The following is a 12,214-nucleotide window of genomic DNA, read 5'->3' as shown; positions in this document are numbered from 1 at the left end:
TTGTCTTAAAAAATCTTGCTAATTTTTGCTGTAGTAATGCTTTTCCCTAGCAATTAACCAAGCGGCGATCGCTCCACCGATGAAGCCAAATAAATGACCCTGCCAAGAAACCCCCGCCCGACCAGGCAATAGTCCCCAAAGGGCACTGCCGTAGAGAACTAGGACAACGATAGAAAGGACAATGGAAGCCAGGTTTTTTTGGAACCAACCTCGAAAGAGTAAAAATCCTAAGTAACCAAAAATCAGAATGCTAGCCCCAACGGTGACGGTGTTAGGGGGAGCGATCAACCAGACTCCCAGGCCGCCCACCACCATGGTGATAATGGTCACAATCCAAAAATCACTCACTTCCTGGAGCATCACCAACCAGGCAAGAACAACGAACGGGACGCTGTTGGCAATTAAATGACCAAAATCGGCATGGAGAAAGGGTGCAAAGACAATTCCCCTCAGACCTTCCAAGGAGCGGGGGTAAATGCCAAATTGATCCAAACTACCCCGAAAAACAAACGCATCTAAGATTTCCAGAAGCCAAAAAATGGCTAAAAAACTGACAATAATCGAGAACTGACTTTGCAGGGTGGCCCGCAGGGCAGTTTTGGAATTTTGGCTCATGGTGGTGACAAAGAGCGACGGCTGAGGTTAGGAGGGCCAGGGACCCATCCATAATCAAGGATAACCAATCGCCCTAGAATGGGACAGACCAGAAACTAGATCCTATGGCGACTATCCACGGTAATTGGCAACCCTCCCACGGGGAAAACGGCGGCAAACTGTTTCTTTGGGCGGATACCTGGGGTCATCCTTTGCCAGAAACCATTGGCGATCGCCATCCCTTTGCGTTGGATCTGCCGGATTTGCTACAGGCCTGGTCGAATTTGCCCCTGGCCTTCCCCAAGGCGGATGGGGTGACAGAGGCAGCCCTTACTCTGCATTTACCCAGCCATCGCCAGCAAAAAATTCCCCTACCCTTTGTCACAGGGCAAGATCCGGTGGCCATGGATGCGAAATATCTCCACTGGCGATCGTGGCAGGTAACCGGGGTAAATCTGACCCCAAGCCAAACGTTAACGTTGCTCCAATCTATTCCCCTGGGGGGCCAAGCCTTAGCTAACTTAGGATCAGAGTTTTACTTTTACGGTCAACTGCACCGCTGGTGTTTAGATTTGGTGCTACGGGGTAAATTTGTGCCGGGACTGGAGCAAAGGGGGGAAGACGGTAATTACTATGCCCAATGGATTCCTATCCTCGATAGCATCCAAGACCAAACCCATTTAGCCCAATTTAGCCAGAGAGTACCTGCCTGCGCCCTGGCCAACCTGACTGACTCCCAGGAGCCCCAAATGTTGGTGGTGGATTTACTACAAAAATTATTGCAAGCCCAAATTGGTGCCGTCAGTCCCAGCCTAGCCAACGTTAAAGAAGTCTGGTTGAATGATTGGCTCCGGGGATTAACCCATGGGGGGCAAACCTCCCTCGGCACAGGCAAAGCTCTACAACGATTAGCCACATCCTTAGACCATTGGTATTTACCAGTCCAGAATTATTTGGGCCAAAAAAATAACCAAGCTTTAGCCCAACGGCAATGGCGGGGGGCTCTGCGGTTACAACCTCCAGCGGACGATGGGGGGGGAACCTGGCAACTGGATTATGGTTTACAAGCCCTGGATGACGGGGAATTTTGGCTCCCGGCGGCTTCCCTCTGGGCCATGGCCGGCGATCGCCTGGTGTGGCAGGGAAGGAGGGTTGACCAGGGGGCGGAAAGTTTACTGCGGGGCTTAGGGGTAGCTGCCCAAATTTACGAACCCATTGCTGCAAGTTTGACGGAAAGGTGTCCCACGGGCTGTGGGCTAGATGCCATCCAAGCCTACGAATTTATCCTGGCAATCGCCCATCAATTGCGGGATCGGGGGTTAGGGGTAATCCTCCCGCCGGGGTTAGAACGGGGCGGCACCGCCAAACGGTTAGGGGTAAAAGTGGTGGGGGAAGTGCAACGGCAAAGGGGCCAGCGGCTAACTCTGCAAAGTTTAATTAATTACGACTTGCAACTAATGATGGGGAGCGGGGACAATGCCCGGTTATTGACGGCCAAGGACTTTGAAGCGTTACTAGCCCAAAAATCTCCCCTGGTGGTGCTGGACGGAGAATGGATTACCCTGCAACCGGCGGACGTGCGGGCGGCCAAGGTCATTTTACAGCAGCAACAATCTGCCCCGCCCCTCACAGTGGAGGATGCTCTGCGCCTCAGCATTGGTGATTTACAAACCGTCTCTAAACTGCCGGTGACCCAGTTTGCTGCTCGGGGCATATTACAGGAATTGATCGACACCCTCCGTAACCCGGAAGGAGTGAAAGCCATTGCTGACCCACCGGGCTTTCAGGGTACTTTACGGCCCTACCAAGCTCGGGGAGTGGGCTGGTTAGCTTTTCTGGAACGGTGGGGGCTGGGGGCCTGTTTGGCAGACGATATGGGTTTGGGAAAAACACCCCAGTTGCTGGCTTTTCTGCTCCATTTAGCCGCGGAGGATATGTTAGTTAAGCCGGTGTTGATTGTTTGTCCTACGTCGGTGCTGAGCAATTGGGGTCATGAAATTAATAAGTTTGCGCCCCAACTTAAAACCCTATTGCACCATGGCGATCGCCGGAAAAAAGGGCAACCGTTGGTTAAACAGGTCAAAGACCAGCAAATTGTCCTCACCAGTTACGCTTTACTGCAACGGGATTTTAGTAGTTTGAAATTGGTGGACTGGCAGGGGATCGTGCTGGACGAAGCCCAAAATATCAAAAATCCCCAAGCTAAACAGTCCCAGGCGGCCCGGCAATTGCCAGCGGGTTTTCGCATTGCCCTCACGGGGACTCCGGTGGAAAATCGCCTGACGGAATTGTGGTCAATTTTAGAATTTTTAAATCCCGGTTTCCTGGGTAATCAGAGCTTTTTCCAACGGCGCTTTGCCAATCCCATCGAAAAATTTGGCGATCGCCAGTCGTTGTTAATTTTGCGGAATTTAGTGCGGCCGTTTATTTTGCGGCGGTTAAAAACCGACCAAACCATTATTCAAGATTTACCAGAAAAACAAGAAATGACCGTCTTCTGTGACCTTTCCCAAGAGCAAGCTGGTTTATATCAACAATTGGTGGAGGAATCCCTCCAGGCGATCGCCGACAGCGAAGGCATTCAAAGGCACGGTTTAGTTTTAACCCTATTAACCAAACTCAAACAGGTTTGTAACCATCCCGATCTATTGCTGAAAAAGCCCGCCATCACCCACGGGCACCAGTCCGGCAAGCTAATTCGTCTGGCGGAAATGCTGGAAGAAATCATCAGCGAAGGCGATCGGGTGTTAATTTTCACCCAATTTGCCAGTTGGGGTCATTTACTCAAACCCTATCTGGAAAAATACTTTAACCAAGAGGTGCTCTATCTCCACGGGGGCACTCCAGCAGAGCAACGGCAAGCTCTGGTGGAACGATTCCAACAGGACCCCAACAGTCCCTATTTATTTATCCTTTCTCTCAAGGCTGGCGGCACAGGGTTGAACCTCACGAGGGCTAACCATGTGTTCCATGTGGACCGGTGGTGGAATCCGGCGGTGGAAAATCAGGCTACCGATCGTGCTTTTCGCATTGGCCAAACTCGCAACGTCCAGGTGCACAAATTTGTCTGTACAGGCACCTTGGAAGAAAAAATTAACGCCATGATGGCGGATAAACAACAATTGGCAGAACAAACCGTGGATGCCGGGGAAAATTGGCTCACCCGCCTAGACACCGATAAACTCCGTCAGTTGCTTACCCTCTCCGCCACCCCGGTGGATTACCAAGCCGAAGCGTCCGATTGATGAAAGCACAAAAAAATACAGTAGGGAAAATTCATCTCCTACTGTGGGCCTCGATTTAACTTGAGGTCGAGTTATTTATTTTGCTAAAGCAATTTCCCTGCTTAGAGCATGTTTGGAAAGTTGAGTTTTGGCTGTTTAATCGCCCCTAGCCCCCCTTGGGAAGAGGGGAACTGTCGCAAAAGTCCCCTTTTTTAAGCCGGAGCTTTAGTGAGGAGATTTAGGGGGATAAATACCTAGCCTTGCACTTTTCAAACACTTTCTTAGAAAATTTGCTAGACAGAAAGTTCGCTCAGTTCCCTGGTCATATGGTCAAAGGGGGAAGCAATAAAATCTGTGCTGTTCAGGCTGGAATCCTCTGCCATGGCTTCAATCATTTCCTTCATGATCTGAATGCCCCGCACCGTGGGCCCAATGGGTACGCCCAGGGAATTGTAGGTTTCCCGTAGTCCCTGCAGAACCCGCTCATCGAGCACGTTGTTGTCTGCGGCAATCAGGGCATAGCTGGCATAGCGCAGATAATAGTCCATATCCCGCAAACAAGCGGAAAAACGACGGGTAGTGTAGGCATTACCACTGGGGCGGATTAGCTCAGGAATTTCTTCAAACAGTTGGGCAGCGGCCCGTTTGACGATGGTGGCCGAATTGGCGTTAATCATGGCGGCGGCGGCAATCCTAGCCGAACCGGACTCAAAATAAGCTTTGAGCTCGTCCATGGCGTTCCGGTCTAGATAGCGACCGGTCAAATCATAGTTTTTTATTAAAGTGGTAACCGCGTCTCGCATTTAAAAGGTTCTCCCAACGGCAGTTTATAGTTAAGGGGCTTGGGCAAGCCATTTTAGTTCTCCTACCTATCATTATTTCCGAGTGAACGCAAGTCAAGGGAGCCCTTACCCCTGCAATAAAACTACATATTTAGGCCGTCAGGGGCTTAAGTTTTTGCATTATTTTCTCGGTTAAATTCATGGCTAGGCCATTAACCCATTGACCAGCTTTGGCCAACTAGGCCCACCAGGGCACCAAAGACCACTAACCAATGGGAACTGATGGAAAATCGTCCCAGGGCGATCGCCCCGAGCACCGCTAAGCAGATGGTCAAGGGATCAATGAGGGCGGAACGGGCTAAACCAATGGTAGTGACCACCATTAAACCCCACGCACCGGCATTAACACCATCGAGGAAAGCTCGGAAAATTAAGGATTTTTGCAGGGTACTGACCCAGGGATTGACCAAGGCCACCAGTAAAAAAGATGGTAGAAAGATGCCCACCGTAGCGGCGATTGCCCCAGGGTTGCCGGCCAATAAATAACCAATAAAAGTTGCCGTGGTGAATAGTGGCCCAGGGGTGATTTGGCCAATGGCGATCGCATCCAATAATTGCTGGGAAGTCAGCCATTCCAAACGCTCCACGAGGTCAGCTTGCAAAAAAGCAAACAGTACGTAACCACCGCCATAGAGCAGGCAACCAATTTTCAGAAAAATGCCAAACACGGACCAAGGGTTGATGATTGTTACTGGTAACGCCGGGGCTGGAGCGATTTGACCTAGGGGTAAAAAAATCAGCGGTAAAGATTGAAAACGTCCCCGCCCAATTTGGATCAACACCAGGGCTAAGCCCGCCAGCAGTAATAGTAAAATTTCCGGCTTTCCCCAGGCCGTCCCCACCATGACCAACACCGCCGCCCCAATGGTGAGGGGATTTTTTAGTGCTTTCCGACCCAATTTCCATAAAGCTTGGCCAATCAGGGGAATGATCATTGGTTGGATGCCATAGAGCATATGGCCCACCGCTGGCACTGACTGGTAATGAACATAGGCGATCGCCAATAACCAGACCACTACCATGGCCGGCAAAATAAAGGCAACTCCGCCAATGATCAAACCTGCCCATTTGCCCCGCTCATAGCCCAGGTGAATGGCTAACTCAGTAGAATTAGGCCCGGGGATTAAATTGGTCACCCCAATCAAATCTAAAAATTTTTCGTGGCTGAGCCATTGTTGTCGCCGCACCACTTCTTCCTCCATCATGGCGGTGTGGGCCGCAGGGCCGCCAAAGGAAAACAGTCCTAACCGCAAAAATAAATAGGCCAACTCCTGCAATCGTTGCCATTTTTGCGGAGGCGTTAAAGTGCCATAGTCCACCGGGATAGTTTCCATCGGGGCTTCATTACTCACGATCAATAACCAACGGAAACTACAACAAAGTTTTACCCTAAGGTAATCGCTAACCTATGGACAATTGGCAAACAGAGAAAATTTTAATGGCCAACATCAACTGACCCCAGCCTTTGTGATGGCACAGCTATGAAGACCGAGTTAACATTCGATGCCTCCCGGATTTAAACCAAGACTATAAACCCAGTCGTCGGAGTTGGGGTTCGTTTCACTGTGATCGTAAAGTCCAGGATTAGGATATACCGGTGAGCCAGCAGTGGGGGCATCCCTTTCTCCGTCCTTGCCAAAGAAAGAAATATGGGCGTAACACTGGGAACCGTGGCGATCGTAATCGTATTGGGAATCAAAAGGAACCTGGCCACTCTGTCGGGTGTAAAAGCACTCAATTCCTGCTGGTTTAATATTACGGTTCACATCCGGGGGAAAAGTGCCATGTTCATAGCGATACACCGTTAATTCCTTGGCCATACAGCTCATCTGGGTTTTCGCTTCCGAGTACCTAGCCTTGTCTACTTGGGCCAGCAAGTTCGGCACGGCGATCGCCCCTAGAATACCAATAACGATCACAACAACTAATATTTCCAGCAAGGTGAATCCCGTCGAGCATGCCAGGGCATGGCGGAGCAAAAAAACATTATGACCTCTGAATGCGGTCTTAGATGAGTTCACGGCTCTAGGGATGGATTACTAAACAGGGGGAAAGCAAACCTCTTTCCTCACACTTCTAATCGAAAGCGTACCCAAAAGTCCTGGTTACTCAATCAGAAGGAATAGAATAGGAAGAAGATTATTTTTTCGTTTCCTTTCAGTTACTCCCCAGGGCATTGGAGCTTATAGATCCAGTTTAAAATAGTTTATTTAGATACCCGTACCATAAATAAAATGGGTAGAAGCCGCGGAAGAAGCTCCAGCAAAAACCTTAGCGACCCGGGGCTTAATAAATACTTTTTTTCCAGCTTTAGGATTAAGCTGTTGCCCTTGTTCCCGGTTTAGGTAAGCAAGCACAGCGGTGTTATCCATTAGCAATACTTCCACCTGGATTTCTGAACCGAGGTGAATAACTCTTTTGATGGTCCCCGCTACGCTGGCATCGTCCGCTTCCGTTAACAATTCAAAATCATGGGGTCGGACAAAAACCGGCTCTTGATGCCCATTATTGCTGGAGTGGGGTTCAAAAGCGTGGTAGTTAAAGAGGGAAGCATTACGGGGTAAAACATTAACTTCGCCAATGAAACCCATCACAAAAGGACTGGCAGGGTGCTCATAAATTTCTTCTGCAGTGCCCACTTGCTCGATTTTGCCATTACTCATCACCACAATTTCATCCGCCACTTCCATAGCCTCTTCCTGGTCATGGGTAACAAACACGCTGGTTAGATGCACTTCATCATGTAATTTTCGCAGCCAAGCCCGCAATTCTTTCCGTACTTTAGCATCCAGAGCCCCAAATGGTTCATCTAATAATAAAACCTGGGGTTGTACTGCTAAAGCCCTGGCTAAGGCTACCCGTTGCCGTTGGCCGCCAGAGAGTTGGGAGGGGTAACGATTACCTAAACCTTCCAATTGGATTAATGAAAGTAATTCCTCCACCCTTTCCTTAGTTTTCGCTGGGGGATGCTTGCGAATTTCCAAACCAAAAGCAATATTTTGTCGAATAGTTAAATGTTTAAACAAAGCGTAGTGCTGAAAAACAAAACCAATGTTGCGCTTACGAATATCCACATGGGTGGCATCCTGACCATTAATAATAATTTGCCCTTGATCCGGCTCTTCCAATCCGGCGATCGCCCTGAGCAAAGTTGATTTTCCGGAACCGGAAGGGCCCAATAAGGCAACTAACTTACCATCGGGAACTTCTAGGTTAATATCTTTTAAAGCAGTAAAATCGCCAAATTGTTTAGAAACGTTATTAATAATAATACTCATGATGTCCTCAGTTAAATATAAGAGAAGTTAGATTGTCAAACTCAAAAATGGTGTTAGTTTCAGGCTATGTTGACAAAATTTTGGTCTGTCCCCTCCGCAGTTCCAGTAATACCTGGTACTTTTATTTAGTTTCCCGGAAATTTGGCAGGGAAAGTGAAAGGTTAAACAGCTTTATGATGCCCGGTGCGCTGCTCTAAAATTTCCTTTAGAACTAGGGTCACCACTGCCAATAAAGCTAATACCACCGCTGCCCCAAAGGCCGCTTCCGTTTGATAGTTTTTGTATTCCTGCTCCACAAAAATAGGTAATGTACTGGTTTTGCCCAGAATACTGCCGGAAACCACCGCCACTGCGCCAAACTCTCCCATGGCCCGAGCATTGGTTAACAGAACTCCATAAAGTAAGCCCCAGCGAATATTGGGTAAGGTAACCCGCCAGAAAATTTGCCAATCTTTAGCCCCTAAAGTGCGGGCCGCTTCCTCCTGTTCTGGTCCCAATTCTTCTAGTACGGGAATTACTTCCCTGGCCACGAAGGGCAAGGTAACAAAAATAGTGGCGATCGCCATGCCGGGCACAGAAAAAATAATCTGAATATCCCAGCTAGCAAACCAGCTACCGATCCAGCCATTTTTGCCGTAGAGGAGAACAATCATTAAACCTGCGACTACGGGAGAGATGGAGAAAGGTAAATCTAAAACGCTTAAAAATAAGGCTCGACCGGGAAATTGATTGCGGGCTAAAACCCAAGCGGCACAGAGACCAAATACCGTGTTCAAAGGAACGGAAATCAGCGCCATGACAACGGTTAATTGCAGGGCCGACTGAAAATTTCGATCTCCCATAGCTTGTATAAATGGCTCTACTCCTTTATGAAAAGCCTCATAAAAAACGGCGATCGCCGGCAGTAGTAAAACTAAAATTAAATAAAATAAAGCTAGGGCAATGAGTAGATATTTAACTTTAAAAGTTTTCGGTAAATTAATCGTTAGCATAGCGGCGACCCCATTGTTGCAGTAGGTTAATAATTAGCAATAAAATCAGAGAAACAGATAACAGTACTGCCCCAATTACCGTTGCAGCAGGATAATCATATTGTTCCAACCGCTCAAACACTAACACCGGGGCAATCAGATCTTTAAAAGGAATATTGGAAGCAATTAAAACCACCGAGCCATATTCCCCCACTGCCCTGGAAAACCCCAAAGCAATCCCTGTTAAAATCGGCGGAATTAAAGGGGGAAAAATTACCCGCCAAAAAGTTTGGAATTCCGTTGCCCCTAAGGACCATGCTGCTTCCTCTGCCTCTTCTTCCAACTCCTGTAAAACTGGCTGTAGAGTTCGCACAATAAAAGGCAGGGAAATGAAAACCATAGCCACAAATACCCCCAGGCGACTGAAAGCTATTTGAATGCCAAATGGAGCAAAAAAGCGACCTACCCAACCCGTTTGACTATACAAAGTAGCCAACACTAAACCAGCAACGGAGGTGGGCAGAGCAAAGGGTAAATCCACCATGGCATCAACAATTTTTTTGCCTGGAAATTGACAGCGGACTAGCACCCATGCCACTAAAGTGCCCATTACACCGTTGACCAGCCCTGCCGCCAGAGCCGTGATAAAGGTGACGTTATAGGTGGAAATGGCGATAGGAGTGGTGGCAATTTGCCAAAATCCTTCTAAACCCAAGGAGGCAGATTTAACTAAGAGAGCTGCAATGGGTAATACCAAAATTAGTAACAGATAAATAATTGTTACTACCCAGGGTATAGAAATAGATTGCCAAAAACTAAACCTATTGAGTTGTTTAGACGGGGAAGAAAAAGGAAGATTTGTGGTCATGTTACCAGCCGTCGGACTCCTGGTCTAAAACTATGGTGACTTGCAATTGCTCTAGGTAAGCTAGGGCGTTATTAATTGCTTGGGCATGGCCAATTAAAGTTAGTTTAAATTGACCTTGACCGCCGTTAGTGCCCAAAGTTGCCGCGAGGATATTTACCTGGAGTTGGTAACGGCTCACCAGTTGGGTGACAATCGGTTCTTGACGATAGCTTTCGGGAATAGTTAGGTAAAGGGTTACCTCGGTAGTTCGTTGAGAACTCTGGCTATGGAGGTGGGAGAAAGTTTGTGCTTGCATGGGTTAATTAGCTTCAATCAAAACTGCTTGGAATTGTTATTGCCTACCAATTTTGGTAATAACTTTGTCGAAAATACCCCCTTCATCAAAGAATTCTGCTTGGGCTTTTTTCCAACCGCCGAACTCTTCAATGGTGGCTAAATTCTCAACTTTGGGATATTGGCTAGCAAACTTAGCCAAAACTTCTTCATTCACAGGGCGGAATCCGGTTTCAGCAAAAATTTGTTGTGCTTCTGGGGTGAACAAATATTGCACAAAGGCGTCAGCTACTTCCCTGGTACCTTTTTTGTCCACGGTAGTATCCACAACAGCGACAGGGCCGCTAATGGAAACATTGAAATCCTGGGGAATGATATAGGGTTGATTTTCCCCTTTTTGCTTGGCTAATAGCACTTCGTTTTCATAATTGAGCAAAACGTTGCCCTGACCCTGTTTATAAAAAACATCGGTGGACTCCCGCGCATCCTTTGGTAATACTGGAGCATTAGCTAAAACCTTACCAGCAAAATCAAAGGCTTGTTCTTCTGTGCCTCCGGTTTTGGTTACCGAACCCCAAATGCCGAGGAAATTCCAGCGAGCCCCCCCGGAAGTTTTTGGGTTGGCGGTAATCACTTTGACTTCAGGGTTGGCCAAATCTGCCCATTTTTCTACTTTGATGTTGTCCGATGCTTTGGTCACAAAGGCGATGACCGAGTTAGTCACAATCGATCCATTGGGGGCTTCCTGTTCCCACCCCGGCTGAATCAGCCCTGCACTTTCAATTTTTTGCACGTCGGAACTGAGGGCTAAGGCAACAATATCCGCTTCTAGACCATCCACCACGGCCCTAGTTTGACTGCCGGAACCGCCATAGCTTTGCTCAAAGGTGACATCTTGACCGGTTTTGCTTTTCCATTCTTCGGTGAATTTGGGAATGATTTTTTCAAAGGCATCCCTGGTAACGGCGTAGCTGACCAAGGTCAAATTAGCGGGGGCCTGGCTAGCATTTTCCCCTTGCCCTGGCTCGGTGGTGGTGGTGGTGTTGCAAGCGGTGATACTGCCCACCATCAAAACGGCGATCACCGAAAATCCCCAGCCAAAAGCAGATCGAGCCATCGTTAACTCCTTGAAATTGTGACCTGTGTGTAATCTCGATAAATCATAGTTGAATTTGAAATGTTTTGCAATTTATTTTTAAAATGCACATAAAAATATTTTGCTCGCATCGTTAATGTTTTGTTATTCGTGTGAATTCTCCGTTCTGTCGGGATTCGGTCTGTGTCATGATTGAGCTGGGGTTTGCCCGACCGTGAACTGGGGCACTGGACGTTATCTCTGAGTTCTATGGCTAAACGATCGCCTGCTTTATCCCCTGCCCTGCCGGAACGATTAGTGCAAGAAAGCTATCTTTTTCGGGGCATGGATCTCCCCTTGGTGGCGGATTATCTTGCTTCAGCAGAACTTAAAATCGAAAAACTGTTTTCCAATCGACCCATTTACACTGCATTTCTGCCGGATCAAACCCTGGATAATCTTTATGTGATGTTGGATGATGGTGTCGTCATCACCCGTAGCACTCCTCTGGACCGCATCATTGCCATTAACTATGCTGGCAGTTGCTTTGGTTGGCGCAGTTTGCCCTTTAGCTATGGTTTGGCCAGTAAATCTTTTCCTTGTTCTGTCGAGGTTTATAAGACCACCCACGTCATTAAAATTCCCCTCGCTACTGTTGAGCAAATTTATGAAAATAGCGAAATTTTTCGGGAACGGTATCGTTTTCTATTTGAATTACAACAAAAATTTGAATATCATCTGCTCAATTGCAGTACCTACCCTCCCCAAGCGGTGGCGAGTTTACTGCGGGCGTTGATTTATCAAGAAAGAGAACTGGGCAACCAACCCGATCGCCAGGGGAATTATATTTTCGATTTGCCCATTGATATGATCGCCAGGGCTTGCCAGCTCAATCAAAGAACGGTGGAGCAGGTGCTGAAGGGTATGCAAAAACACCATCTGATTGCCATTCCCAAGGGAGAAAAAGAAGACTTAATTCAAATTCTGGCCCCGGAAGGACTCAAGGAAGTTTACAGTGCCACCCGGGAAAAGGTTAACTGGTGGCCCTTGAAATAAGGACTAAGAAGTTAACAGTAATGGCTGAATTGT

The 12,214-nt window shown here is 47.8% G+C and carries 11 protein-coding genes; 2 read left to right on the top strand and 9 right to left on the bottom strand.

Annotated features, from left to right (window positions below):
* Positions 1-18 precede the first annotated feature (18 nt).
* Positions 19-615: a rhomboid family intramembrane serine protease gene (locus H6G46_RS10105; protein ID WP_010874142.1), complete on the bottom strand. Its 597-nt coding sequence runs from the start codon at positions 613-615 to the stop codon at positions 19-21.
* Positions 616-719: 104 nt separating this feature from the next.
* Between H6G46_RS10105 and H6G46_RS10100 the strand changes: the two genes are divergently transcribed.
* Positions 720-3,839: a DEAD/DEAH box helicase gene (locus H6G46_RS10100; RefSeq protein ID WP_010874141.1), complete on the top strand. Its 3,120-nt coding sequence runs from the start codon at positions 720-722 to the stop codon at positions 3,837-3,839.
* A gap of 272 nt (positions 3,840-4,111) precedes the next feature.
* On the opposite strand, the gene apcB is transcribed toward H6G46_RS10100, so the two are convergent.
* The 8 genes from apcB to H6G46_RS10060 all read right to left on the bottom strand — a co-directional run bounded on the left by apcB (position 4,112) and on the right by H6G46_RS10060 (position 11,167).
* Positions 4,112-4,621, bottom strand: coding sequence for an allophycocyanin subunit beta (gene apcB, locus H6G46_RS10095; protein WP_010874140.1), 510 nt, complete (start codon positions 4,619-4,621; stop codon positions 4,112-4,114).
* Positions 4,622-4,812: 191 nt separating this feature from the next.
* Positions 4,813-6,012, bottom strand: a complete 1,200-nt coding sequence (locus H6G46_RS10090) for a chromate transporter (protein ID WP_010874139.1) — start codon at positions 6,010-6,012, stop codon at positions 4,813-4,815.
* Between the two features lie 141 nt (positions 6,013-6,153).
* Entirely contained in the window at positions 6,154-6,681 is a 528-nt protein-coding gene (locus tag H6G46_RS10085; RefSeq protein WP_010874138.1) for a type II secretion system protein GspG, read from the bottom strand.
* A 189-nt stretch (positions 6,682-6,870) separates the two neighbouring features.
* On the bottom strand, positions 6,871-7,938 hold the full coding sequence (locus tag H6G46_RS10080; RefSeq protein ID WP_010874137.1) for a sulfate/molybdate ABC transporter ATP-binding protein: 1,068 nt from the start codon (positions 7,936-7,938) through the stop codon (positions 6,871-6,873).
* 161 nt (positions 7,939-8,099) lie between these two features.
* Positions 8,100-8,930 (bottom strand): sulfate ABC transporter permease subunit CysW, encoded by an 831-nt coding sequence (gene cysW / locus H6G46_RS10075; protein WP_010874136.1) that lies wholly within the window; start codon positions 8,928-8,930, stop codon positions 8,100-8,102.
* Positions 8,917-9,777, bottom strand: coding sequence for a sulfate ABC transporter permease subunit CysT (gene cysT / locus H6G46_RS10070; protein ID WP_010874135.1), 861 nt, complete (start codon positions 9,775-9,777; stop codon positions 8,917-8,919). Before cysT ends, cysW begins: the two co-directional genes overlap by 14 nt.
* Before the next feature lies 1 nt (position 9,778).
* Positions 9,779-10,072: an NIL domain-containing protein gene (locus H6G46_RS10065; protein ID WP_010874134.1), complete on the bottom strand. Its 294-nt coding sequence runs from the start codon at positions 10,070-10,072 to the stop codon at positions 9,779-9,781.
* Between the two features lie 36 nt (positions 10,073-10,108).
* Positions 10,109-11,167, bottom strand: a complete 1,059-nt coding sequence (locus H6G46_RS10060; protein WP_010874133.1) for a sulfate ABC transporter substrate-binding protein — start codon at positions 11,165-11,167, stop codon at positions 10,109-10,111.
* Positions 11,168-11,395: 228 nt separating this feature from the next.
* On the opposite strand from H6G46_RS10060, the gene H6G46_RS10055 reads away from it, so the two are divergent.
* Entirely contained in the window at positions 11,396-12,181 is a 786-nt protein-coding gene (locus H6G46_RS10055) for a Crp/Fnr family transcriptional regulator (RefSeq protein WP_010874132.1), read from the top strand.
* The last annotated feature ends 33 nt before the right edge of the window (positions 12,182-12,214 follow it).

It is taken from the genome of Synechocystis sp. FACHB-908 (assembly GCF_014698595.1).
Lineage (GTDB): Bacteria > Cyanobacteriota > Cyanobacteriia > Cyanobacteriales > Microcystaceae > Synechocystis.
Note: the sequence above shows the minus strand (reverse complement) of the source record. Positions and strands in the feature narration are given on the sequence as shown.